Origin of the sequence: Pedobacter caeni, from assembly GCF_900129215.1 — a bacterium.
In the GTDB taxonomy this organism is placed as follows: domain Bacteria; phylum Bacteroidota; class Bacteroidia; order Sphingobacteriales; family Sphingobacteriaceae; genus Pedobacter; species Pedobacter caeni.
Window position 1 is genome coordinate 102,125 of the sequence record NZ_FQUQ01000010.1, and the last position, 26,689, is coordinate 128,813.

Below are 26,689 nucleotides of genomic sequence, written 5' to 3' on the forward strand. Positions count from 1 at the left end.
ACATGGGGTGTTTAATGTCCCACACTAGTGACCCGAAGTTTTGATTTTCTAACAATATCTTTGGGGCGGATAATTGCGCCTTCCCGGCACCACAGATTAATTAAAGATTAAGATGGAGACAGGATATATTAAAAAATATGTCCTTACTATGGTATTGGATGTTTTTTTGATACGAGTTATGATATAAAAATGGTAAAATACGTTCTCTGCTGCATTTTGATATTAACGTTGGTAACGTTATATCTTGGCTATAAAAAAAATAGCCATGCTCTTTTTCAGCAAATCATGAACTTGCTGGTGGTAAGTATCCTGCTTAACGTTACTTACCTGTTTGCTGCCGAAGAGGTTTCCCTGGAAGGGGATCTTCTTCTCTATTTACCCTTTGTCTTTCTTGATGGTCCTGTGCTGTGTTTTGCGGCACATGCGATCTCGGATAGAAAGTTTAGTCCATGGAAAGTAACGGCTCACCTGATGCCATTTCTATTGGCAATTATTTTTTATGTGCTCCGGTGTGTTTATCCCGTATGGTTTGATGCTCCCTGGATCAGGGCTTCTCATTTTACGATAAAAACACTGTTTTTGCTCTTTTATGCATTATATATTCTCTTTTTTAATCATGGAAATGGCGCGGGAGCGTATAAGCCACAGCAGAAACTGGTTCAGCTGCTCGCTTTTCTGGCGCTCATTTGTGCCATGATTTTTATCATTTTTACTTATAATAACATCTTTTATGGAGATAACAGGAATGGTGTTCCGGTAGGAAGTTTGATTTACGTGATCTTATTTATTATGGTATTCCTTGTTTTTCGATATACGATCAATAGCTTTGTCTCCATTGGGACAGGAGAGAATGGAACAGAGATGGAGGATAAAGAAGAAGTTAAGCGCTATCAGAAAAGTACCCTTTCAGAAGCGCTTCTGGATAGTTATGAGCAAAAACTATATGCGCTTATGATCCGGCAGATGATTTTCCTGAATGCAGAACTGTCATTGCAATCCCTTGCCAAAGAGTTAAGAATTCCTAAACATCACCTTACTCAGGTATTGAGTGTAAGGGTGGGGGAGAATTTTTATCATTATGTCAATCGTTTTAGAATTGACTATGCCTGTAAGCTCATCAATAAGTCGGTGGTAGACCTGACATTGGAAGAGCTTGCTTATAAAAGTGGGTTCAACTCCAAAACTTCCTTTAACAGGTATTTTAAAAAACAGGTAGGTTGTACGCCATCTGAATACCGTAACCTCTAACAAGACCAGATGATAGAAGCAATAGTATGCTGCATTATTGTGTTGTCGTTGACTACGATGTATCTGAGCTTCCATGCTGGAGAAGCAGGACCTTCTGATCAGATGATTAACGTTGGTGTGGCGGTCATTTTTTTTCACGCGGTTTTTGTGCTGATGTGTGAATTGTTCTTTTCCCTGAAGCCTTATGTGGATATTGGGGCTCCGTTTGGTCTGCTCTATGGGCCACTTTGTTATTTCTCATTTTATGCCCTCTCCGGCAAATTGCCGGGCAGAACCAGGGTTGTTCTGCACCTGATACCTGTGGGTATTGGTTTGGTTGTTTACCTGATGCTTTTGCTGCTTCCTGCCTTTCGGACTGCATATTGTCTGCAGATTCTTCGGTGGCTCTATATTTTTGTCGGAATTTCAATGATCAGCTATTCGGGGCTGCTTTTGTTTTACAATGACAGAGATGATAAGCAATACGCACATGAAGGGAAAAAGGTTGTTTTTAGTGTCCTGCTCCTTGTTTTTATCGTGGCTTTATTATTCATAACACTCAGTTATTCGGGTGCACTCCCGAGAGGGGAAGTCAGCGCCTTTCTGACCAGAATGATCGTTTATTTTGTGATGCTCGTTGTTGTGATTTTCGCGTTTCGCTATCAGGTGGATAGGATTTTGAAAGAAACTAGAACACAAATCCTGTCGCAGCCTATCATATATGCAGATAAAAGCCAGGCAGACAACCTGCCTTACCGGAAATCAGCAATTGCTGAGGAGCTTCTGGCGACTTACGAATTACGTCTCGAAAAAATGATGACCGACAATGAACTCTATCTGGATGCAGAGATGACACTGGAGAAATTAGCCCGTCTGATGAACATCCCAAAACACCACCTTACTCAATTGTTCAGTGTCCGTATTGGTAAAAATTTTTACCAGTACCTGAATGTCTTCCGGGTGAACTATGCCTGCCTTTTATTGAAAGATGAAAGCCTGGATTTTAAATTAGAAGAGATCGGTTTCCGAAGTGGCTTCAATTCCAAAACCTCTTTTAACCGTTATTTCAAGGCGAACATGGGCTGCACACCTTCAGAATATAAAGACCAGCAAAATAGCGGGTAAAACCCTCTTTTCGGGTGTGCCAGTTAAATGGCGTGTCGTGCTTCCCACTTTTCAGACACATTATAGGGCTTTGTTTCATACATCTTTGCGCCCATTCTGATACAACGCAGAATAGGGACAAAAATTATCGCATGAAACACTTTACCAGAATTTTTCATTTTGCATCATTACTGATGTGCTTTTTATTTGCAGTTAACTTTAACAGTTATGCAGACGGCTCAAAGGATCTTTATCCTCAGGGAAAAAGAACAGGGGGACGGGCTTTTTTGTATAGCAATAGTTATACGGGGACTACTGGAAGCTCAATGGCATCATGGCCGTTTAAATCTTTAGGAGTTCATTATGCCTATCTGAAAGCAGGAGAAGTGATTTATGCCTCTTCCAGTGCTCAGGGTGTTGGTAATGGAAGGATACGGCTAACAGCTCCAGATGGAACAACGAGTACTTCTGCTAATGATGCGATTGGTAAAATTGCTAGTCGCACGGAAGAAAATGCAGGACCTAGATTTGACGGCCAGTCTGGAGGGAGTTATTACACTGCATTTAGCAGGAATGCTACCCAGGAAGGGATTTGGAAAATAGAGTTCTTGCCTACGGGAAGTGAAACCAGCACAGCTACACCCAGTGTTACTGCAGTTTTAGCTGATGATAACTGGACTCAGGGGGGCAATACTGAATTAATTGCTGCCTGGGATGTATCTGTTCGAAATCCAACCAATACAGCCTGGTTACCGGGAAGGGTGTATGCTAATGTGCTCAATTTACACATCAGTGGAAGCTCGTTTGCAGAGAATAACGGCTTTTATGGGCTGATGCAGGTATTAACGAAAGACGGCTACGTCTATAAAGTGGATAACAATGGAAATAATGGAGTTGGTTTCACCTTTTTCGTTAATAATAAAGGGTTTTTGGATAATAAAAGAGATCCTATTTACAAAAGTTTAGATAAATCAAAGGACCTTGGTGCTCTAGTTCAGGATCCCAGAGCAGAGGATACACAATCAGATATCACTCATAAAATATTTTATGTACGTCCGGGAAATGATCTTCCTTTGAGCGCAAATGGTGCCGTTCCCGGGCAACAAACCTGGTTAAAGAATAACAGGCTTGAACCAAAGGTCGATAATCTCGGTATAATCGGAGTTGATGGGACTGATGGGCAAGTAAGTAATAAAGGCGGAAATATTAAATTCGATGCGAATCTTTCAGGAAGATATAAAATTACGATTTCAAGTCCTTACACTGCGCCTAATCCTAATTTTTTTGTCACAAGAGTAATGGAAGGTAATGCCATTATCGGAACCAACAAAGTGCTATGGGATGGAAAAGACGGTGCAGGACAGTTATTACCTAGTGGCTCAGTTCCCGCTAAATTAGTAGTTCAGCTTCAGGGGGCGGAGGTACACTTCCCATACATTGATATGGAAATTAATCCCAAAGGGATCAAATTACAATTGCTGGATATAGACAATACTACTGTTAAATCAGATTATGTGTATTGGAATGATTTTGATATTTCACAAACCGGACCCGCTGCTGAAAAATCGAATCCTATTAATGCCAGCCAGAATGTGTTACCAAACGGAACCTCAAGCGGAGGTACTGAAGGTCACAGATGGGGAACTTATGTCAATGGCGGCGGCTCCGGTGGTGGCAATAGCGGGACAGGGAGCTCTAGTTTTGGTAATGAAAAGTCAATGGATACCTGGTCTTTTATCCTTGGAGCGGAAGAAACAAAAAATATTACTGTAGCGGTAAAAGTAGCAGATCTGGAAGTGACCAGTATTACCCCATCAAAGACTATTGTGGGGAAAGGTGATGAGCTGGCATATACTGTTGTTGTAAAGAATAATGGTCCAAGTGATGTAACTGGTGCGCCTTTTAGTTTTAAAGTGCCTGCAGGTTTCACCGTGACCAAAATGGAATATGTATCGGCATGCGGTACAGAGACCGTTCCTGTGGTCTTCGACCCTACAACGGGATTGTGCAAGTCTACGTTGACATTGCCTAACGGATGTGTAGGTCAATACGTTTTCACTGGAACTGTTGGGTCAACAATGGTTTCCGGAAATATGGAGGTATGGGCCACAATTATGCGTCCCAGAGATGTGACGGATATAGATGCCACTAACCCGGATCCAAATATCCCTCCAACTGATCCTTACTTTGAATGCAAGGAGTACGATCCGCTAAGTGGCCTTTTTATCCCTTGTAATAACATCAAGAAAAATAACACAGCTACTATCATCAACAAAATCACTGCTACAAAAAGCATAGAAGGGAATCCGGCTAAAGTAAAAGCAGGAGATGTACTGATTTATAACATCATATTAAAAAATACAAACGGTACGGATAAAACAGGCGTAAATGTCAGTGATGTACTTCCGGCAGGACTAATTGGTGCCACTGCTATTTCACATAGCGGATCGCTAACCGGAACAACAATTAATTGGACCAACCTTACTGTTCCTGCTAATGGAGAGCTAAAATTGAAATTTACAACAACTGTTGGCTCAGACTTAACAGGCATCACATCAATTAAGAATGTGGCCAGTGTGGTTGATCCGATCGATCCTACAACTCCTTTAACACCTGAAGTGGTGGTGCCTGTAGACCTGGTCCGTAGTTTTACTGCAATTAAGAAAGTTGCTGCAGGATTGCAAAACAATAAAATCGTTGCCGGCTCTATCATCACTTATAGTATTGAAGTAGAGAATACCGGAAGTACTACATTAACAAACATAGAGATCGCGGATAACATACCAGCACATACTACTTATGTTGCTGCATCTGCTGATAATTCAGGTGTGTTAACCGGAAGTACCTTGAAATGGCTGGTTGATGTTCCGGTGGGTCTGTCTAAAATCGTAACTTTCAAAGTAAAGGTTGCGGATAACCTGACAGGTGTTGCTGAAATAAAAAACATCGCAACAGTAACCGATCCAACAAAACCATTAACTCCGGTAAATCCTGAAGTAATAGTGCCAACAGATCCGGTGAAAAGCTTTACAACTACAAAAATTGTTAGCGGAGGATTACAAAACAATAAAATCGTTGCCGGCTCTACCATTACTTATAGTATTGAAGTAAAGAATACCGGAAGTGCGGATTTAACAGGAGTTAAAATCTCCGATGTGATTCCTGGTCATACCACCTTTAAGACCTCAGATAACGGAGGCATCCTAACAGGAAATACCTTAAACTGGACCGTAGATGTCCCTTTTGGTACAACTAAAACTGTGAACTTCAATGTAGAAGTAGCAAAAGACCTGACAGGTGTTACTGCCATCAAAAACATTGCAACAGTAACAGGTCCAGGCCTTCCTCCGGTAAATCCAGAGATAGAAGTACCAACAGATCCTACCAGAAGCTTTACGACTACAAAAATTGTTAGCGGAGGATTGCAAAACAATAAAATCGTTGCCGGCTCTACCATCACTTATAGTATTGAAGTAAAGAATACCGGAAGTACTACATTAACAAACATAGAGATCGCGGATAATATACCAGCAAATACTACTTATGTTGTTGCATCTGCTGATAATTCAGGTGTGTTAACCGGAAGTACCTTGAAATGGCTGGTTGATGTTCCGGTGGGCCTGTCTAAAATCGTAACTTTCAAAGTAAAGGTTGCGGATAACCTGACAGGTGTTGCTGAGATTAAAAACATCGCAACAGTTACAGATCCGACAAAACCATTAACTCCGGCAAACCCGGAAGTGACAGTGCCAACAGATCCCCTGAAAAGCTTTACAGCTGTTAAAAAGATCAGTGGAGGATTACAAAACAATAAAATCGTTGCCGGCTCTACCATCACGTATAGCATTGAGGTAAAGAATACCGGAAGTACGAACTTAACAGGAGTTAAGATCTCCGATGTAATTCCTGCACATACAACTTATAAAACCTCAGATAACGGAGGAGCCCTTACAGGAAATACCTTAAACTGGACCGTAGACGTTCCTTTTGGTACAACTAAAACTGTGAACTTCGATGTAGAAGTGGCAAAAGACCTGACAGGTGTTACTGCTATCAAAAATACCGCAACAGTAACCGATCCAAGTCTCCCTCCGGTAAACCCGGAAGTGGAAGTGCCAACAGATCCTACCAGAAGCTTCACGACTACAAAAATTGTTAGCGGAGGATTACAAAACAATAAAATCGTTGCCGGCTCTACCATCACTTATAGTATTGAAGTAAAAAATACAGGAAGTACTGCACTGACAAGTATTGCGATCGCGGATAACATACCAGCCAATACCACTTATGTTGCCGCATCAGCAGATAATTCTGGTGTGTTAACCGGAAGTACCCTAAACTGGTTGGTTGATGTTCCGGTGGGTCTGTCTAAAATCGTAACTTTCAAAGTAAAGGTTGCGGATAACCTGACAGGTGTTGCTGAAATAAAAAATATCGCAACAGTAACCGATCCAACAAAGCCATTAACTCCGGTAAATCCTGAAGTAATAGTGCCAACTGATCCGGTGAAAAGCTTTACGACTACAAAAATTGTTAGCGGAGGATTACAAAACAATAAAATCGTTGCCGGATCAACCATCACTTATAGTATTGAAGTAAAGAATACCGGAAGTACTGATTTAACAGGAGTTAAAATCTCCGATGTGATTCCTGGTCATACCACCTTTAAGACCTCAGATAACGGAGGCATCCTAACAGGAAATACCTTAAACTGGACCGTAGACGTTCCTTTTGGTACAACTAAAACTGTGAACTTCAATGTAGAAGTGGCAAAAGACCTGACAGGTGTTACTGCCATCAAAAACATTGCAACAGTAACGGGTCCAGGCCTTCCTCCGGTAAATCCAGAGATAGAAGTACCAACAGATCCTACCAGGAGCTTTACGACAACAAAAATTGTTAGTGGAGGATTACAAAACAATAAAATTGTTGCCGGCTCTACCATCACTTATAGCATTGAAGTAAAGAACACCGGAAGTACCACATTGACAAACATTGCAATCGCGGATAACATACCAGCCAATACCACCTATGTTGCCGCATCAGCGGATAATTCAGGTGTGTTAACCGGAAGTACCCTAAACTGGCTGGTTGATGTTCCGGTGGGTCTGTCTAAAATCGTAACTTTCAAAGTAAAGGTTGCGGATAACCTGACAGGTGTCGTTACTATTAAAAACGTCGCAACAGTAACCGACCCGACAAAACCTACTCCGGTAAATCCGGAAGTGGAAGTGCCAACTGATCCGGTGAAAAGCTTTACAGCTGCTAAAAAGATCAGTGGAGGATTACAAAACAATAAAATCGTTGCCGGATCTACCATTACTTATAGTATTGAAGTAAAGAATACCGGAAGTACTGATTTAACAGGAGTCAGGATCTCTGATGTGATTCCTGCACATACAACTTATAAGACCTCAGATCATGGAGGAGCACTTACAGGAAATACCTTAAACTGGACGGTTGATGTTCCTTTTGGTCAGACCACAACCGTAAACTTCGATGTAGAAGTGGCAAAAGACCTGACAGGTGTTACTGCTATCAAAAATACCGCAACAGTAACCGATCCAGATCTCCCTCCGGTAAACCCGGAAGTGGAAGTGCCAACGGATCCGGTCAGAAGTTTTACCGCAACTAAAAAGATCAGTGGAGGATTACAAAACAATAAGATCGTTGCCGGATCTATCATCACTTATAGCATTGAAGTAAAAAATACAGGAAGTACCGCTTTGACAAATATTGGTATCGCGGATAACCTTCCAAGCCATACCACCTACGTTGATGGAACTGCCGATCTTGGAGGTAGCCTGACAGGTAGTACCCTCAACTGGGTGGTTAATTTAGCCTTTGGCGAAACCAAAACAGTGAGCTTCCAGGTGAAGGTGGCGGATGACCTGACTGGTGTTGCAACGATCAAAAATGCGGCAATAGTAACAGATCCGACCAAACCATTAACTCCGGTAACTCCGGAAGTGGAAGTGCCAACAGATCCGGTCAGAAGCTTTACTGCAACTAAAAAGATCAGTGGAGGATTACAAAACAATAAGATCGTTGCCGGATCTATCTTAACTTATAGTATTGAAGTAAAAAACACAGGAAGTACCGCTTTGACCAATATCGCCATTGCGGATAACATCCCAAGCCATACCACCTACGTTAATGGGACTGCCGATCTTGGAGGTAGCCTGACAGGTAGTACTCTTAACTGGGTGGTTAATTTAGCCTTTGGCGAAACCAAAACCGTAAACTTCCAGGTGAAGGTGGCGGATAACCTGACTGGCGTTGCTGATATTAAAAACACAGCAACAGTAACGGATCCGACAAAACCATTAACTCCGGTTACTCCTGAAGTAACAGTGCCAACAGATCCGGTCAGAAGCTTTACTGCAATTAAAAAGATCAGTGGAGGATTACAAAACAATAAGATTGTTGCCGGATCTATCATCACTTATAACATTGAAGTAAAAAATACAGGAAGTACCGCATTGACCAATATCGCCATTGCGGACAACCTTCCAAATCATACCACCTACGTTGATGGAACTGCCAATCTTGGAGGTAGCCTGACAGGTAGTACCCTCAACTGGGTGGTTAATTTAGCCTTTGGCGAAACCAAAACAGTGAGCTTCCAGGTGAAGGTGGCGGATAACCTGACTGGTGTTGCAACGATCAAAAATGCAGCAACAGTTACAGATCCGACAAAACCGGTTACGCCTGTAACTCCTGAGGTGGAAGTGCCTACAGATGCAAAACGTAGTTTTACGAGTGCAAAAAGGGTAGTTTCCGGACTTGTTAATGGAGAAGTGCCTGCAGAAGGAGAATTGGTGTATGCGATTGATGTGGTCAATACTGGTGGTGAAGACCTGATCGGGCTAACCATCACGGATGATCTTCCGGTAGGTACGAGCTTTGTTCGTGCTGATCAGAACGGTTCAAAAAATGGAAACCAGGTGAGCTGGACCATCGATGTTCCTTTTGGACAAACCAAAACAGTTTTGTTAACACTAAAAGTTGCTGCGGATTTAACAAATGTGGAAACAATTGTGAATAAGGCAACAGTTACCGATCCAAAAGATCCGACAAACCCTAAAGTACCGGAAGTAACTGTGCCAACTGTACAAAAGGCAGCCATCACCTTGTCGAAAACTGCTATTGCAGGAACACATCAAAAGTTAGGCGATATCATCAATTACAACCTGGTAGTGAAAAACACAGGAAATGTAACAGTGAAAAATATCATCATTACGGATGATAATGCCGATGCAGGAAGCATCAGTCCTGCAAATATTGCCAGTCTGGCACCGAATGCAACGGTAAATATTACCGCCAAACATACCTTGACACAGTCAGACCTGGACAGAGGATTTGTAAGTAACCTGGCCAAAGCCGATGGTAAAGACCCTAAAGGAAAGGATGTACATGCAGAATCGAAAGATCCTTCACCAGTTCCCGGTGGACCAACAGACCCTGCTTGTAAAGACTGTACCATTACGCCAACAGATCAAAAACCAGCCATCACTTTATCGAAAACTGCTGTCGCAGGAGATCACAAAAAAGTAGGTGATGTCATCAGTTACAATTTAGTATTGAAAAACACAGGAAACGTAACGGTGAAAAACATCGTCATTACCGACGATAACGCAGATGCAGGAAGCATCAGCCCGGCAACTATTGCCAGCCTGGTACCGAATGCAACAATAAACATTACCGCTAAACATACCCTGACACAGGCGGATCTGGATAGAGGATTTGTAAGTAATATCGCCAAAGCCGATGGTAAAGACCCTAAAGGCGGAGACGTACATGCAGAATCGAAAGACCCGTCACCAGTACCGGGAGCACCAACAGACCCTGCTTGTAAAGATTGTACGATTACTCCAACAGATCAGAAAGGAGCACTTAGCTTATCGAAAACTGCTGTCGCAGGAACACATAATAAAATAGGTGATGTGATCAATTACAACCTGGTATTGAAGAACACAGGAAACGTTACGCTCAAAAACATCCTGATTACAGATGATAATGCAGATGCAGGAAGCATCAGCCCGGCAACTATTGCCAGCCTGGCACCGAATGCAATGGTAAACATTAGTGCTAAACACACCCTTACGCAGGAAGATCTGGACAGAGGATTTGTGAGCAACCTGGCCAAAGCAGATGGTAAAGATCCTAAAGGAAAGGATGTACATGCAGAATCGAAAGATCCTTCACCAGTACCGGGAGCACCAACAGATCCAGGCTGTAAAGATTGTACGATTACTCCAACAGATCAAAAAGGAGCACTTAGCTTATCGAAAACTGCTGTTGCAGGAACGCATAATAAAGTAGGTGATGTGATCAATTACAAACTGGTATTGAAAAATACAGGAAACGTTACCCTCAAAAATATCATCATTACCGATGATAATGCAGATGCAGGAAGCATCAGTCCGGCAAACATTGCCAGTCTGGCACCGAATGCAACAGTAAACATTACTGCTAAACATACCCTGACACAGGCCGATCTGGACAGAGGATCTGTAAGTAACCTGGCCAAAGCAGATGGTAAAGATCCTAAAGGTGGAGATGTACATGCAGAGTCAAAAGACCCTTCACCAGTACCGGGAGCACCAGTAGATCCAGGGTGTAAAGACTGTACCGTTACCCCAACGGAGCAGGTATCCGGAATCAACCTGGTAAAGAAAATTACCAACACAGGAAGTGGCGAACAAGGTGCCTTTGTCCTGAACGATAAGATTGAATATACGTTCATCATCAAAAACACAGGAAATACCACCTTAACAGGAATCAGCTTAAACGATCCTTTATTGGGAGCCTCAGCAATTCCGGTTCCGGGATCCTTAGCTCCGGGCGAAAGCATCAGTCATAAGGAATACTATACCATTACGGCTGCAGATATTGCCGCTGGTAAAGTAACCAACCAGGCAACGGTAACTGCAAAAGACCCTAAAGGCAAAGAGGTCTCTGCAATATCCGGAACAGATGCAGGAAATAATAACCCAACGGTGATTCCTTTGGCCAAACCACCGGTAGCGAAGGATGATCTTGCAAAAGCAGAGCAAAATAAACCGGTTAAAATTGAGGTACAGAAAAATGACGAGCCTGGAAACAGCCCGATCGTTCCTGGAAGTACAAAGATCATTACCCAGCCGAAAAATGGAACATTGACCTTAAACCCAGACGGAACGGTAACCTATACGCCAAACCCTGGCTTTACCGGAACAGATGAGTTTGTCTATACCGTAACCGATAAAAACGGACAGATTTCTAATCCTGCAACTGTAAAAGTGGAGGTTAGTCCTTCTAAGCCGGTGGCTATTGATGATGTGGCAGAGACACCGTTCAATAAAGAAGTAGAGATTCCTTTACTGAACAATGATAAAACGGATGGCGCTGCGTTCGAAAGGCCAACAGTAGAAATCATTGAACAGCCGAAAAACGGCGTGCTGAAGAAAAACCCGGATGGTACCGTAGTTTATGTGCCTAACAGTGGCTTCACCGGAAAGGACAGCTTTACCTACAAAGTAAAAGATGCAAACGGAAACTGGACTAATGTAGCCACAGCAAACATCACCATCAAAGGCTTCTTTATCCCGAATGTGATCACTCCTAACGGCGACGGAAAGAACGATGAGTTCGTGATTGTAGGTCTTGAAGAATTCAATAGTGCCGAACTGACCGTCTTCAACAGATGGGGAAATGAAGTATACCGCAATGGCAATTACAGGAATACCTGGACCGGAGAGGGATTAAATGAAGGAACCTATTACTACCTGATCCGATTGAAAAAGGACAGCAAACTGGAGGTTTATAAAGGATGGGTATTAATAAAAAGATAGTTGATCAGAAATCATGAATAAGGACATTATAAAAAAAGGAGTACTGGCATTTGGATTAACGGTTGCAGCGTTGCTTCCGGCAAAGGCCCAGCAAAATATTCAGTTCTCCCAGTACATCTTTAACTCGCTGAGTGTTAACCCTGCCTATGCAGGATACAAAGAAGAATGGTTCGCTCAAATGGCTTTAAGAAGTCAGTGGAGCGGACTGGATGGAGCTCCCCAAACGGGGCAGCTTTCTATTGATGGAGTTGCAGACCCAACACGCAAAAATATTGGTTTGGGCTTACAGCTGACTGCTGATAAACTAGGTGCACAATCTTCGACCTCGGTCTATGCAAATTATGCCTACCGGCTGAGGTTGGATGCGGAAGATACACAGCGCCTGAGTTTCGGAATTGGCCTTGGATTAACGCAATTCGGACTGGATGGCAACAAGTTGAGGGCAAAAGATCCGGACGATAGGGAATTGCCAATCGGGAAGATCAGCAGCTCTATTCCGGACATGCGCTTTGGGGTGTATTACAGCAGTCCTAAATGGTATGTAGGAGCTTCTGTGATGGACATGTTCTCGGGGAATAAATCCAACGAGATCTTTAAATGGGATTCAAATCCGGCGGGTAACCTGAAGCGTAAGCGCCATTTTTACCTGATCGCAGGAACCCTGCTGAACCTGTCTGAAGACACGAAGTTAAGACCGAGTCTGTTGGTTAAAGAAGACTTTAAAGGGCCCACGAGTCTGGATCTGAGTGCCATGGTCATCTTCGGCGACCGCTTCTGGCTGGGTGGATCCTACCGCACGGGCATTTCCTTATGGGAAAAGGACTATACTAAAGGACAGAGCCTGAGCCAGCAGAACTCTATATCGGCCATCACACAATTTTACGTGAGCGAAAGGTTCAGAATCGGTTACTCATATGATTACATCACAAGCAAATTGAGCAGCATCCAGAATGGAACACATGAGATTACCATTGGTATGACCTTCCCTGGAAAAGACAAACGTTTACTTAGTCCAAGATTTTTCTAACATGATAAAAACTACTTATACCCTCCTGACCACTGCATTATTATGGGGCTTTTGCGGATCTGCCGGAGCACAGGAACAACCTGGATTAAGAGAAAAGGCAGACCGCCTTTTTCAGAAATATCAATATGCAAATGCCGCTGCAGGATATCTGAAACTGGTTGATGTAAAGAAACCCAGATTAAAAGACATGGAGCGCCTGGCCGTATGCTACCGCAAAATGAATAATTTCGAAGATGCAGAAACCTGGTATTCCCGCATCATTGCCAGCCCGGAAAGCAATTCGGAAAACCTGATCCTTTATGGAGAAGTGCTCAAAACAAATGCTAAATATGAGCAGGCAAAAAAAGTGTTGCAGGAGTATGCCACTAAAACCGGGAAACACCAGTCAGTAGCCAATGAATTGGCGGGTTGTGATTCTGCACAAGTATGGATGGCAAATCCTACCGCTTATAAATTGAGAAATGAAGCAGCTGTGAATACCCAGAATGCGGAGTTTGCGGCTTTCCCTCATGGATCAACCGTTTATTATGCCGGGGAACCTGCAACGGGGCTTATGGATAAAATATATGGATGGACAGGCAATTCTTACCTGAAGATCTTTACTGCCGAAAGCGGAACAGAAAGTAACCTTTCCAATCCTTTGCCGGCCATAAATGCCCTCAACACGGAGCGCTATCATGTGGGCCCGGTAACAGGAAATAAAGCAGGTGATGTCTTGTTCATTACCCGTACTTATCCCGGAAATAAAGGAGAAATAAACAAAGAAAACAAGCGTAGCTATAAAACCAATACTCTGGAACTGTTTATTCAGAAAAAGGTAAACGGGGAATGGCAGAATGCAGAAGCCTTTCCTTATAACAAGGTGAAAGCCTATTCTGTTGGGCATGCTGCTTTGAGTACAGATGAAAAAACGCTGTATTTTGTTTCCGATATGCCGGGAGGTTTAGGCGGCACAGATATCTGGTATTGCAACTTAAATACAGATGGCAGCTGGTCTGTACCTGTTAATGCAGGATCAGCCATCAATACCGCAGCTAATGAACTTTTCCCTGCTATCGGGCCTGATGGAACATTATTCTATTCTACAAGCGGACTTCCTGGAATGGGAGGACTCGATATTTTTAGCAGTAAAGGTGCCGCTTCAAACTGGAGCAAACCACAAAATCTGAAGTTCCCCCTGAATTCTGCCGCGGATGATTTTGCCTTCGTTGTAAACGAGGCAAACACCGCTGGCTTTATCTCTTCTAACCGCAAAGGGGGAAAAGGGAATGACGACATTTATTCTTTCAGCCACCGCAAGGCGAAAATCATCCTTGCTTTAACGGGAATTACTTACAACAAGAAAACCGGAGAAAGGCTTCCTGCCGCTGCGGTAACGCTATTTAGTAACGGACGCACCATTGTCGGTAAACAAAGCAGTAAGGCAGATGGTACTTTCTTCTTTGAGCTGGAAACCGCTTCGGATTATAAGGTGCTGGCAACGAAGGAAGGTTTTTATGCAGACTCGGCCAGTCTGAGCACGGTGGGAATGATTAAATCTGATACCCTGAGTGTGGCACTAAACCTGAACCCGCTGTTTGAGAAAGGTAAGATCCTTCGTCTGGAGAACATTCACTACGATTTTGATAAAGCCAATATCCGCCCGGATGCCGCTAAGATCCTGGACGAGCTTGTCCGTACCATGCGTGATAATCCAACCTTGAAAATTGAACTGGGAAGTCATACCGATTCGAGAGGAGTAGATATTTATAACCTGGACTTGTCGCAAAGAAGGGCCACATCTGCAGTAAATTACCTGGTTTCCAGAGGAATTTCCCGTGACCGTATGACGGCCAAAGGGTATGGAGAACAAAAATTACTGAACCGCTGTGCAAATGGAGTGGCTTGTTCTGTTGCAGAACATCAGGCCAATCGCCGTACAGAGTTCAAAGTATTAGCATATTAATCCGACGCTCCGGTACGGTCATCAGATCCTGGTGGCCGTTACTTTTAACCGATAAAAAAGACCCATAAAACAAAAGGGAGATGTGTTCACATCTCCCTTTTGTTTTATATGATATTACTTCGTTAAGAAGCGATCGTTGCCGTTGTCCTTCTTACAGCCGTTTTTTTTACAGCGGTAATAATAGCATTGGTGTCAAATCCGCACAGTGCCCACAATTCAGGCTGTTCTCCATGGTCTATAAATTCATCAGGGATGCCCAGACGAACCACTTGTGAGTTGTAGTTATGATCGGCCATAAACTCAAGCACAGCGCTTCCCATACCGCCTTGTAAACAACCATCTTCTACGGTGATTACATTCCTATAGCGTTTGAAAACATCATGTAATAAAGCTTCATCCAAAGGTTTCACGAAACGCATATCGTAATGTGCCGGATGGATGCCTTCGCTGTTCAGCTCTTTACAAGCTTCTACTGCAAAGTTCCCTACATGACCTATGGTCAGTATGGCAACATCTTCTCCATCACAGATTTTTCTGCCTTTTCCGATCTCCAATGCTTTGAAAGGACGCTTCCAGTCGGTAAGCACACCATTTCCTCTTGGATAACGGATAGAGAATGGTCCCATGTTTTCCTGTTGTGCAGTATACATCAGGTTTCTCAGCTCTTCTTCATTCATCGGAGCAGCTACCGTCATGTTTGGAATACAACGCATATAAGCCAGATCATATGCTCCATGATGGGTTGCCCCATCTGAACCTGCAAAACCTGCGCGGTCTAAACAGAATACCACATTGAGGTTCTGAATGGCTACATCATGAATCACCTGGTCATATGCCCTTTGCATAAAGCTGGAATAGATATTACAGAAAGGAACAAGTCCTTGTGTAGCCAGTCCGGCAGAAAAGGTTACGGCATGTTGTTCTGCAATCCCCACATCAAATGCTCGGGTAGGCATGGCTTTCATCATGATGTTCATAGATGAGCCAGAAGGCATGGCAGGAGTAATCCCGACAATCTTCTTATTGGCTTCTGCAAGTTCAACAATCGTATGTCCAAAAACATCCTGATATTTCGGAGGCTGAGGTTTGTCGGATACCGGTTTTTTAATCTCACCGGTAATCTTATCAAACAATCCCGGAGCATGCCATTTGGTCTGATCTTTCTCTGCAAGTGCAAAACCTTTTCCTTTTACCGTTACACAATGCAACAGCTTAGGGCCGGGAATGTCTTTCAGATCAGAGATCACCTGTGCCAGACGTTGTACATCATGACCATCAACAGGGCCAAAATACCTGAAGTTTAAAGCTTCAAAAAGATTGCTTTGTTTCAGCAATGTTCCTTTAATGCTCTTCTCAATTTTCTTTACAAACTTGTGCGCGTTAGGCCCAAGCTCAGAAAGTTTGATCAGTACATTGGAAATGTCATCACGGAAACGGTTGTATGATTTAGAAGTGGTAATGCTTGTTAAGTATTCTTTTAAGGCACCAACATTAGGATCAATAGACATACAGTTGTCATTCAGGATCACCAACAGGTTCGAATTTTCGATCCCCGCATGGTTTAACCCTTCAAAAGCCAATCCGGCCGTCATTGCCCCATCACCGATTACAGCAACATGCTGGCGGTCTGTTTCTCCTTTATAATGAGATGCAACAGCCATACCCAATGCCGCAGAAATAGAAGTCGAAGAGTGGCCAACACCAAAAGTATCATACTCACTCTCGCTGATCTTAGGGAATCCACTGATCCCATTCATAATGCGGTTGGTATGAAAAACAGACTTTCTTCCGGTCAGGATTTTATGGCCATAAGCCTGGTGTCCAACGTCCCAGACCAATTTATCATAAGGCGTGTTTAATGCATAGTGTAAAGCCACCGTGAGTTCTACTACACCCAGACTTGCGCCGAAGTGCCCCCCGTTTACACTTACCACATCGATAATGTACTGACGTAGCTCCTGACAGATTTGTTCCAGGTCTTGTTCTTTATACTGCTTTAAATCAGCAGGATAATTAATGTTTGGTAATAATGGACGGGTAATATCTTCCATGCAGTGTTTTATAGAATAGAAGTACAAAGTAAGGTATTTTGTTGCCAAACTAAGAAGGAAAATCATTAATTTTACAAATTAATACTTCAATAAATGACTAGAGATACTTTAATTTTTGATTTGATTGACAGGGAATTGGACCGTCAGGAAAATGGCCTGGAACTGATAGCTTCAGAAAACTTTGTAAGCAAACAGGTAATGGAAGCCGCAGGATCATGTTTAACGAATAAATATGCTGAAGGCCTTCCGGGAAAAAGATATTATGGCGGTTGCCAGATCGTAGATGAGGTAGAAACCTTGGCTATTGACCGTGCCAAACAACTTTTTGGTGCAGAATGGGTAAACGTACAACCGCATTCAGGTGCTCAGGCAAATGCTGCGGTAATGCTTGCAGTTATCCAGCCGGGAGATAAAATCTTAGGATTTGACCTTTCTCATGGTGGACACTTAACCCATGGTTCACCGGTAAACTTTTCAGGAAAACTGTATCAGCCATTATTTTATGGTGTTAAAAAAGAAGACGGACTGATTGACTATGCTAAATTGGAAGAAATTGCTTTAGCAGAACGTCCTAAACTGATTATTTGTGGTGCTTCAGCCTATTCAAGAGAGTGGGATTATGCATTTATCCGTAGTGTTGCTGATAAAATCGGTGCCCTTGTGCTCGCCGATATTTCACACCCTGCCGGAATGATTGCCCGCGGATTATTGGCTAACCCACTTCCACATTGCCATATCGTGACCACTACTACCCACAAAACCCTTCGCGGTCCCCGTGGCGGACTGATCATGATGGGTAAAGATTTTGAAAATCCTTTCGGATTGAAAACCCCTAAAGGTGAAACCAGAATGATGTCGTCTGTATTGGACATGGCGGTATTCCCTGGAACGCAAGGCGGACCATTAGAGCACATCATCGCAGCTAAAGCCATCGCATTTGGTGAAGCGTTAAGTGAGGAATATTTAACGTATATCAAACAGGTGAAATCCAATGCTCAGGCAATGGCTAAAGCCTTTGTAGCAAAAGGTTACGGCATCATCTCAGGTGGTACAGATAACCATTTGATGCTGATCGATCTTCGTAATAAAAATATAACTGGAAAAGCAGCTGAAAATGCGCTTGAAAAAGCAGATATTACCGTGAATAAGAATATGGTTCCTTTTGATGATAAATCACCATTTGTAACTTCCGGTATCCGCGTAGGAACTGCCGCAATTACAACCAGGGGCTTTAAAGAAGAAGAAATGGAAACCATAGTTGATCTGATTGATCAGGTAATTACCAATGCAGAAGATGAAAACAATCTGAAAGCGGTAAAAGAAAAAGTAATTAGCCTGGTAAGTCGGTTCCCCTTATATAAATAACCCGGGACTGAATTGCTTAAATGTTAACTAATAACCAAAATTCATCAACTAATGAGAAAGAACGCTTAAGGGCGTTGCGCGATTACAATATATTGGATACTCCACCGGAGAATGAATTCGATAATATTACCAAGCTGGCCGGCTTGATCTGCAACACACCTATAGCGTTGATCGTATTAGTTGATGAAAAACGGTTATGGTTTAAATCTGTTATAGGGCTTAAGTGCAGAGAAGTGCCCAGAGGCATTAACTTCGCTGACCATGTTATGCAAAGCGAAGTGGTGTTTGAAGTTTGTGATGCACATCATGATGAACGCTTTATCAACCATCCTGCAGTCATTGATGGAACTAAGGTCAGGTATTATGCCGGAGCGCCATTAATTGATGAAGAGGGCTTTAAATTAGGCACAGTTTGCGTGTTTGATCAGGTACCTAAAAAATTAAGTGAGGAACAAAAAGAGGGTTTACAGATTCTTGCCAAAGAAATCATTACCCATATTTCCCTCCGCAAAAAAGCGCTGGAACTGAACCTTAAAAATCAGCGTTTTGAAGAATTACTGAACATTTCTACGGTATCTCCCGAAATCCATTGTATTCTGAATGATAAAGGTGAACTGTTGTTTGTCAACAATGCCATTACCAACCTATTGGAATATGAAGTGGAGGAAGCTGTTGGGCTAAGTGCCTGGGGGCTTTGTTACCGGGAAGACATCGACAGGGTAGTCCATACCATCGAAGCAGGACTTTCTGCGGGAATTAAGCAGTTTAATGTAGATTTCAGGATTGTGAGTAAAAGCGGAATCATCCGTTGGTTAAGCTGGAATATGGTCTGTAAAAACAGGCGGTGGTATGCTTATGGAAGGGATATTACAGAGAATAAGCGGGTAGAAAATGAGCTGATGAAGCTGTCTTTTGTGGCGAGTAAGGTAAACAATGCCGTCGTAATTAACGATGCCAATAACCATGTGACCTGGGTAAATGCCGCTTTTGAAAAGATTACCGGATTTACATTGGAGGACATGAAAGGCAACCGGCTCGGCGATCTGATTCAGGGGCCTGGTACGGACCTTGAGCTCATTGAGCAGGCAAGAGAACTGACGAAGAAGAATCAGTCCTTTACAGTCGACCTGCTGGCTTACCGTAAGGATAAACAACCCATCTGGTTGTCTATTTATAATACGGTGGTCTTTAATGACGAGGGAAAAGTAGAAATCGAAGTAGAGATCATTCTCGATATTACAGAAAAGAAAAAGGCAGAAGAAGAATTGCAATTGCTTTCTTTGGTGGCGAGTAAAACGGATACCGGGGTAAATATTTCCGATGAAAATGGGAATACCACCTGGATCAACCAGTCGCTGGAAAAGTTGTCCGGATATACTTTAAATGAGTTACAAGGCCTCAGGCTTGGCGATATTCTCGAACCAAACGGGGAGGCACAACGACAGCTCATTGCACGTTCCAGAGAAAAAGCGAACAACAGGGAGTCTTATGCCATAGAAGTTCAGGCAAAACGGAAATCAGGGGAGTCGATATGGCTTTCCGTGTCTAATACACCGATCGTAAACGAAAAAGGAAAGGTAGAAAAACAGATCGACCTGATCACTGACATCTCCCAGAGAAAACAGGCAGAAAAGGAAATGATCGAAGCCAGAGAGCAGGCGTTACAGCTTAGCGCAGCTAAGGAAATGTTCCTTTCTGTGATGAGTCATGAGATCAGAACGCCATTAAATGCGGTGATCGGGATGGCCCATTTGTTATTGGATAACGACCCTAAAGAGTCGCAACTTAACGACCTTAACCTGTTGAGGTTCTCTGCAGAAAACCTGCTGAACATCATCAATGATATCCTGGATCTTACCAAAATGGAAACCGGAAATGTACAGCTGGAAACCATTCCTTTTAGCTTAAAAGCTTTGGCCTCTGATGTGATCAATTCCTTGCAGATGACGGTTTCTACACGTAACAATAAGCTGGAACTGGTTTGCGATCAACAGATTCCAGAATATATTAAAGGAGATAAAACGCGCTTGTACCAGGTGTTGATGAATTTGCTTGGGAATTCTATAAAATTCACTCAGGATGGCGATATCAAACTGGAAATCCGACAGCTCAGTGAGGATGATAAAAATGTATTGCTGTATTTTGAAGTCAGGGATACCGGAATAGGAATCGCTCAGGAGAAATTGTCTTATATTTTTGAACCCTTTATTCAGGCAAGAACAGATATCTCGAGGAAGTATGGTGGTACGGGCTTAGGCTTAACCATTACCAAGAAGATGCTGGAGCTTTACGGTGCTGATATCAATGTAGAGAGTGAAGAGGGAAAGGGAACCGTGTTTTTCTTCTCGATTTCTTTTGAAAAAGCGTCTGATTACATCCCTCCGGTGAAAACCTTCAGAGAGCCGGATATGTTTAGCGACAAGCGCATTCTTGTGGTCGACGACAATGAGATCAATACCCTGATTGCAAAGCGGATCTTTGGCAAATGGGGACTGAACCTGGATTTTGCTTCCAATGGAGAAGAAGCCCTGGAAAAGGTGGCGGTTAATTTTTATGACCTGATCTTTATGGACATTAAAATGCCGGGAATTGATGGTTTTGAAACAACCAGCCTGATCCGGGCGATGGATGGTGCCTATTTTAAAAATGTACCTATTGTTGCGTTAACCGCATCTACCCTTCATGACGAACATAATAAATTCAATGAGTGTGGAATGAACGGACATATCTTAAAGCCTTTTAAGCCGGAAGAGATGCGTAATGTGCTTTCGGAATACCTGAGGTAATCTTAAATGCCAATTTTTTCAATCATAAAATCTGCTCTTTCCAGAGTAGTCACTTTCGGAATTTCCAGCAGCTGGTATCCACGTTTTTTATAAGTATCAGCCATCATTTCATAAGTTCTCACTGCTTCAGCAAAAGATTGTTTTCGCTCACTGTCATTCTTATAAATCTCTTCCCAGGGTGGGGTGATAAAAACGATAGGGTGATAGCGCAGGTATTTTGCCGCATTCGTGATTTCGTTTGGTGGTTGAATGTTGTTGAGTTTCAGATAGCCTGATATATCCGGAATGCCCCGGTCAAAAAGAACCGGTTGATTTCTTTCCGGATAATCCATAAAATCTGCTTTAGCTTGTTTGAACATCAATTCCGCAAACCGTAATGGTGATTTCCAGGGCAATGCAGTTCCATTGGTATGGAGCTGATCTATGATGATTTGCCGGCCTGTTTCAGGGATGCAAAGGTATTTCCTTCTTTCCATCTCTTCGAGTAAGGTTGTTTTGCCCATACCGGGGCCACCGGTAATGACAAAAAAGTTGTTTCTGTCTATGGTTTTCATTAATATATAATTGTGTTTTTTTGTTCGTTTTATTGATTTTCATTGCTGCTTATAAGCGGTATGCTGATGATGATTCCATTAAAACTTATGATTTTTAATCGTCTTAAAAGAGCGGATCAAGGGCGTACGATGGTTGAGCTATCTAAGCAGCAGCCGGGTATTCTGTTTATTTGCAAAATGGCATACAGTTCATAAAGGTCCTTTAAAAGAGAACGGAGGGGGGTAGAGAGAAGAGAAGTCCTTTAAAGATAAAGGGCCGACATTCCACGAGTGTGAAGTTGTCGACCCTTAAATTAACGCTCTCAGGGACAAAGTAACATAAAACAAATCACTTGTCAAAATTTATTTTTAAATAAAAAGAAGAATCTGGGTTTCTGTGATCAGGGAAAGGTTTCGGGCCCTGAAAAAAGTAAAGGGCCGATATTTCTGTGTAGAAAATATCAGCCCTTACCATCTAAATTAACGCTCTCAAATATATAAACGACCTTATCAACAGAATGTTATCATCAGCTATGTTTTTTTATCCAACAAAAGCCAGCGTTGCGAAACTCAGTTGATGAACACCACATTTCATCAATTCCAAACCACAGGCTTCCAATGTTGCCCCTGTCGTGAGCACATCATCTACCAGTAAAATGTGTTTATCTTTCAGTTGTTCCGGATTCCGGACTTCAAAAGCCATGGCCATATTTTCAAAGCGGTGGTATCTTCCTTTTTTCGTCTGACTATCGGTGGAGAATTTTCTAAGAAGGTGCATCCTGCTCATTGGAACTTGTAATACCTCAGCAATGCCTTCCGCAATACAGGCGCTTTGGTTGTATCCTCTTTGTCTTTCTCTTTTTTTATGGAGAGGCACGGGCATAATCAGGTCGATATGTTGGTAAGCAGGGGCAAGGAGTAACCTTTCTCCAAGTAATTTGCCCAGTTTGACGCCCAGTTCCGGTTGATTACTGTATTTTAGATGGTGGATGATTTGTTGCACCCGGCCTCCTTTTCTGAAGAATAGCATGGCCATAGCTGCGTGACAAGGAACGCGGCCCCAGAATTGTCTCGCTACTTTGTTTTCCGGATGGAGGTGATGGTCTGTATAAGGGAGGTTGTACAGACATTTGCTGCAGATATGGATTTCAGCCCTATAAAGTGAAGTTCCGCAACCACAGCAAAGGTTTGGGAATAGTAAGCTTAAAAAATCATTAAAATATGAGCTGATCAGAGACATAGGCTAATCTATTAGAATTAGCCATATGGTGGTTGAAAAACTTAGCTTTGTTCTTTTACCGCGAGCTGTCCGCAAGCTGCATCAATATCTTTTCCTCTGCTTCTTCTGATATTGGTATTCACACCCTGGCTTTTCAGGTAATTAGAAAAGGCATCAATTTTATCTCCTTCTGCATTGAGGAAATCAGCAAACTGAATCGGGTTATATTCGATCAGGTTCACTTTACAAGGTACATGTTTACAAAACTTAGCCAGCTCCATTGCATCTTCAATCTCATCATTGAAATGATTGAATACAATATATTCGTAGGTAACCGGATTTTTGGTTTTAGAGAAATAATATTTTAAAGCTTCTTCCAATGCCTTTAATGAGTTTTGCTCATTGATGGGCATGATCTCATTTCTTTTCTTGTCGTTAGCCGCATGAAGAGAGATGGCCAGGTTAAATTTAACACCATCATCGCCCAGCTTTTTGATCATCTTGGCAATTCCTGCTGTGGATACCGTAATCCGCTTGTACGACATATTCAGCCCATCTGGTGCAGTAATGCGGTCGATAGATTTTAATACATTGGCATAGTTCAGAAGCGGTTCGCCCATTCCCATATACACAATGTTCGTCAGGGGGGCATTATAGTTTTTCTTCGCCTGCTGATCAATTAAGACCACCTGGTCATAAATCTCGTCTGCATTAAGGTTCCGTTTACGGTCCATATATCCTGTTGCACAGAACTTGCAGGTTAAGCTGCAACCTACCTGTGAGCTTACACAGGCCGTCATGCGCTCTTCCATAGGGATTAAAACGCCTTCTACGATATTGCCATCATACAATTTAAAGGTATTCTTGATGGTATGGTCATTACTGAACTGAGAATTGTTTACTTCGACAACATTGATCGCGTAATTTTCAGTAAGTTTCTTTCTAAGGTCTTTAGAAAGGTTACTCATCTCCTCAAAAGTGCGTGCTGATTTCTCCCACAGCCATTGATAAACCTGTTTGGCGCGGTAAGAAGGTTCCTGCATGGCTGTAAAATGTTGTTGCAGCTGAGGAAGATCCAATGAACGGATGTCTGTTTTTTTTGTCGTAGTAAGCATTTGCTGCAAAGTTACCTAAAAAAAGAATAAGCCAGACAAAATTGATTTTGCTGGCTTAATATTATGGGAATTACCATCATATTATGACGGTTAAATTATGTTAACGTTTTGGTCCTCTGCTTTTTCCGGGTGTACCTGACTTTCCTTTGGAAGGTCTTACCGGTCTTTTGCTTGGTCCGTTGGTTTTATTCCAATCATTGCTGGAAGCAGATGAAGCGCCACGATACGGGCTTCCTGATTTTTGCTCTGATCTCGGTTTTCCTGAAGCTCTCGGGCCTGAAGTACCTTCTCCCGGACCACCTGCTCTTGGACCTCTTGAAGGTCTGCCGGAAGCAGTTTTTCTGTGTACAGGTTTTTCCTCAGCTTCTTCAACCGGTTTTTTATTCACTCTCTTTGGGGCAGTATCAGCTAAAGAGCTTGATTTGGCAACCAGGTTATAGATTCCTGTTTGCTCTTCCGGAGTCAGCTCTCTCCACTCGCCCAGAGGGATTCCTTTAAGCCCAATGTTCATGATTCTTGTGCGTTCCAGTTTGGTCACTTCAAATCCGAAATATTCGCACATTCTTCTGATCTGGCGGTTAAGTCCCTGAACAAGGATGATCTTGAAAACAAAAGTACTTTCTTTGGTTACTTTACATTTTTTGGTCATCACGCCCAATACAGGAACACCTTTGGCCATGCCAGCGATGAATTGCTCTGTTAGTGGTTTGCTTACCGTAACGACATATTCCTTTTCATGGTTGTTTCCTGCACGAAGGATTTTATTTACCAGATCTCCGTTATTGGTCAGGAAGATCAATCCCTGAGAATCTTTGTCCAGACGGCCAATAGGGAAAACACGGTCACTATGGTTCACATGATCTACCATATTGCTTTTAACCCCGGCTTCAGTCGTACTGGTGATACCGACAGGTTTATTATAAGCGATTAAGATAGAATGATCTACTTCTTTAGGTTCAATCGTCTGACCATTGACAGTCACGATATCACCAAAAAAAACTTTGTCGCCTACCTTGGCTTTCCGGCCATTGATAAATACATTTCCTTGTTCTATATATCTGTCTGCAGCTCTTCTGGAGCACAGACCGCTCTCACTAATGTATTTATTTAATCGGGTAGTAGAATCAGACATAGATATGGGTATAAATTATTTCAGTTTACAAAGAACCGAATTTATACCCATATATGCTATCAAAATATTTTAAAGCTGCGGATTCTAAAAATTAACGTCGTCAGCGCTAGAGCCATAAGAGGCCGGAATAGGAATGTCCAGTAAGCGGAGAAACACCCCCAGTTGTGCCCTGTGGTGGATAATTTGTGAATAAACATGACGGATAAGCTCTGCTTTTGTGAACTTGGTATAGATTTGTTCTCCATTTCTTAAAGTCCATTCGCCAGACAATAATTCTTCGTTTGCTTTTAACAGGTGAGATCTTCCATCTTCGAGTGAAGCTTCAAAGAATGCCATTAGCTCTTCGTTCGTATTGACTTCCTTTTTTTCGTACGGGGTTGCTGCAAAATCAAGTTCGTCGGTAGTGACAGCAAGGGTAACCCATGTTGGCAGTTCTGCAATATGTGTAGCCAGAACTTTTACAGTCATGCTTTTTGGATGTGGTTGCCAGTCAAATTTGTCTGTAGGTACTATGGCTAACATTTTACGTGTGGTCTGTGCTTCTTCTTCCAGTTCTTTCAGGAAAGTTTTAATCATATCCATAATCTTGTGTTTTGTTTAAATGTGTAACACAAAGAAAAGAGGGGTCACTGTCAACCCTATGGCAGTCTGTTTTTCTGAGGTGATTTAATTTTCAGAAACATGAAGAGTGGGCAGCGCTGAGATTTCTGTGGTTTAGTTTCCGGTAGCCTAGGGGCAGCAGGGTGTTACTGGGGCATAAGTCGCCGTAACAGGTTTTTACTTGCTCCTTGTTTGCTGCTTTCTTGAGGGGAGGTTGGTAGGGCCCTGTAGGGCCTGGAGCCCTGTCAAGCCCTATTGTTGTAGGATGAAAATTAATTCTAAATTAGAAGTAAATGAAGTCAGTATACGACGAGTGTATTGACTTTAATAAAATTTATTACTTATATTAGTGTTGTTGAGTATAAGGTTATTAACTTTTGTGATTAAACAATTAACTCTTTAAATATGGCGAAAGCAGCAAACGGTCCATTAGGGACCTTAAACGGAAAATTGCACAACCTGGTATTTTATGTGCTAAACGGACAACATGTTTGTCGTACGATAGGCGATCCGGGCAAACCAAGCATCAATCAGCTGGCCAACCGCCAGGAGATGTCGGTAACGATGCGCCTGGTGAAGTCCATCAGAGAATTTATCAGTGTCAGTTTTGACCTGGAAGCTCAGGGAACAGTTAAAAACGCACATAATCTGGCTACTTCTTATATTAAAAAGAAGGCTTTAAAGGGCCAGTACCCTAACCTTTCTGTGGATTACAGTAAGGTGGAGCTGAGTCATGGTACTTTAGAAGG

At 42.5% G+C, this 26,689-nt stretch carries 14 protein-coding genes; 8 read left to right on the forward strand and 6 right to left on the reverse strand.

All coding sequences use genetic code 11. The annotated features are described in order from the left end of the window. The first annotated feature begins 285 nt into the window (after positions 1–285). The 5 genes from BUC20_RS33140 (at position 286) to BUC20_RS33160 (ending at position 15,139) form a co-directional block, all read left to right on the forward strand. On the forward strand, positions 286–1,248 hold the full coding sequence (locus BUC20_RS33140) for a helix-turn-helix domain-containing protein (protein ID WP_073239070.1): 963 nt from the start codon (positions 286–288) through the stop codon (positions 1,246–1,248). Between the two features lie 9 nt (positions 1,249–1,257). Beyond that, entirely contained in the window at positions 1,258–2,352 is a 1,095-nt protein-coding gene (locus BUC20_RS33145) for a helix-turn-helix domain-containing protein (RefSeq protein ID WP_084529522.1), read from the forward strand. Between the two features lie 131 nt (positions 2,353–2,483). Then, positions 2,484–12,167 (forward strand): DUF7507 domain-containing protein, encoded by a 9,684-nt coding sequence (locus BUC20_RS33150; protein ID WP_073239072.1) that lies wholly within the window; start codon positions 2,484–2,486, stop codon positions 12,165–12,167. Positions 12,168–12,180: 13 nt separating this feature from the next. After that, positions 12,181–13,194, forward strand: coding sequence for a PorP/SprF family type IX secretion system membrane protein (locus tag BUC20_RS33155; protein ID WP_084529524.1), 1,014 nt, complete (start codon positions 12,181–12,183; stop codon positions 13,192–13,194). A 1-nt stretch (position 13,195) separates the two neighbouring features. After that, the gene (locus tag BUC20_RS33160; RefSeq protein ID WP_073239074.1) at positions 13,196–15,139 is read left to right on the forward strand and encodes an OmpA family protein; all 1,944 of its coding nucleotides are present in this window, start codon (positions 13,196–13,198) and stop codon (positions 15,137–15,139) included. A 122-nt stretch (positions 15,140–15,261) separates the two neighbouring features. On the opposite strand, the gene dxs is transcribed toward BUC20_RS33160, so the two are convergent. Beyond that, on the reverse strand, positions 15,262–17,190 hold the full coding sequence (gene dxs, locus BUC20_RS33165) for a 1-deoxy-D-xylulose-5-phosphate synthase (RefSeq protein ID WP_073239076.1): 1,929 nt from the start codon (positions 17,188–17,190) through the stop codon (positions 15,262–15,264). A gap of 93 nt (positions 17,191–17,283) precedes the next feature. Here dxs and glyA point away from each other — a divergent pair, with 93 nt between their 5' ends. Both glyA and BUC20_RS33175 read left to right on the forward strand, forming a co-directional pair. Beyond that, positions 17,284–18,555: a serine hydroxymethyltransferase gene (gene glyA / locus BUC20_RS33170; protein ID WP_073239078.1), complete on the forward strand. Its 1,272-nt coding sequence runs from the start codon at positions 17,284–17,286 to the stop codon at positions 18,553–18,555. Positions 18,556–18,575: 20 nt separating this feature from the next. Continuing rightward, entirely contained in the window at positions 18,576–21,341 is a 2,766-nt protein-coding gene (locus BUC20_RS33175) for a PAS domain S-box protein (RefSeq protein ID WP_073239080.1), read from the forward strand. A gap of 2 nt (positions 21,342–21,343) precedes the next feature. Here the strand turns inward: BUC20_RS33175 and BUC20_RS33180 are convergent, their stop codons facing one another. From BUC20_RS33180 to BUC20_RS33200, 5 genes are all read right to left on the reverse strand, one after another. Then, the gene (locus tag BUC20_RS33180) at positions 21,344–21,895 is read right to left on the reverse strand and encodes an AAA family ATPase (RefSeq protein WP_073239081.1); all 552 of its coding nucleotides are present in this window, start codon (positions 21,893–21,895) and stop codon (positions 21,344–21,346) included. 520 nt (positions 21,896–22,415) lie between these two features. Then, positions 22,416–23,114, reverse strand: a complete 699-nt coding sequence (locus BUC20_RS33185) for a ComF family protein (RefSeq protein WP_073239083.1) — start codon at positions 23,112–23,114, stop codon at positions 22,416–22,418. A gap of 41 nt (positions 23,115–23,155) precedes the next feature. Beyond that, entirely contained in the window at positions 23,156–24,208 is a 1,053-nt protein-coding gene (gene rlmN / locus BUC20_RS33190) for a dual-specificity RNA methyltransferase RlmN (protein ID WP_073239085.1), read from the reverse strand. A 100-nt stretch (positions 24,209–24,308) separates the two neighbouring features. Further along, on the reverse strand, positions 24,309–25,340 hold the full coding sequence (gene rluF / locus BUC20_RS33195; RefSeq protein WP_073239087.1) for a 23S rRNA pseudouridine(2604) synthase RluF: 1,032 nt from the start codon (positions 25,338–25,340) through the stop codon (positions 24,309–24,311). An 84-nt stretch (positions 25,341–25,424) separates the two neighbouring features. After that, positions 25,425–25,922, reverse strand: a complete 498-nt coding sequence (locus BUC20_RS33200; RefSeq protein WP_073239089.1) for a DinB family protein — start codon at positions 25,920–25,922, stop codon at positions 25,425–25,427. Between the two features lie 423 nt (positions 25,923–26,345). On the opposite strand from BUC20_RS33200, the gene BUC20_RS33205 reads away from it, so the two are divergent. Continuing rightward, the coding region (locus BUC20_RS33205) for a DUF6266 family protein (protein WP_234994640.1) at positions 26,346–26,689 on the forward strand (344 nt) is incomplete at its 3' end.

Coding starts and splice junctions, on each gene's coding strand:
- BUC20_RS33140 (WP_073239070.1), top strand. CDS start 286: ATGAACTTGCTGGTGGTAAGTATCCTGCTTAACGTTACTTACCTGTTT.
- BUC20_RS33145 (WP_084529522.1), top strand. CDS start 1,258: ATGATAGAAGCAATAGTATGCTGCATTATTGTGTTGTCGTTGACTACG.
- BUC20_RS33150 (WP_073239072.1), top strand. CDS start 2,484: ATGAAACACTTTACCAGAATTTTTCATTTTGCATCATTACTGATGTGC.
- BUC20_RS33155 (WP_084529524.1), top strand. CDS start 12,181: ATGAATAAGGACATTATAAAAAAAGGAGTACTGGCATTTGGATTAACG.
- BUC20_RS33160 (WP_073239074.1), top strand. CDS start 13,196: ATGATAAAAACTACTTATACCCTCCTGACCACTGCATTATTATGGGGC.
- dxs (WP_073239076.1), bottom strand. CDS start 17,190: ATGGAAGATATTACCCGTCCATTATTACCAAACATTAATTATCCTGCT.
- glyA (WP_073239078.1), top strand. CDS start 17,284: ATGACTAGAGATACTTTAATTTTTGATTTGATTGACAGGGAATTGGAC.
- BUC20_RS33175 (WP_073239080.1), top strand. CDS start 18,576: ATGTTAACTAATAACCAAAATTCATCAACTAATGAGAAAGAACGCTTA.
- BUC20_RS33180 (WP_073239081.1), bottom strand. CDS start 21,895: ATGAAAACCATAGACAGAAACAACTTTTTTGTCATTACCGGTGGCCCC.
- BUC20_RS33185 (WP_073239083.1), bottom strand. CDS start 23,114: ATGTCTCTGATCAGCTCATATTTTAATGATTTTTTAAGCTTACTATTC.
- rlmN (WP_073239085.1), bottom strand. CDS start 24,208: ATGCTTACTACGACAAAAAAAACAGACATCCGTTCATTGGATCTTCCT.
- rluF (WP_073239087.1), bottom strand. CDS start 25,340: ATGTCTGATTCTACTACCCGATTAAATAAATACATTAGTGAGAGCGGT.
- BUC20_RS33200 (WP_073239089.1), bottom strand. CDS start 25,922: ATGGATATGATTAAAACTTTCCTGAAAGAACTGGAAGAAGAAGCACAG.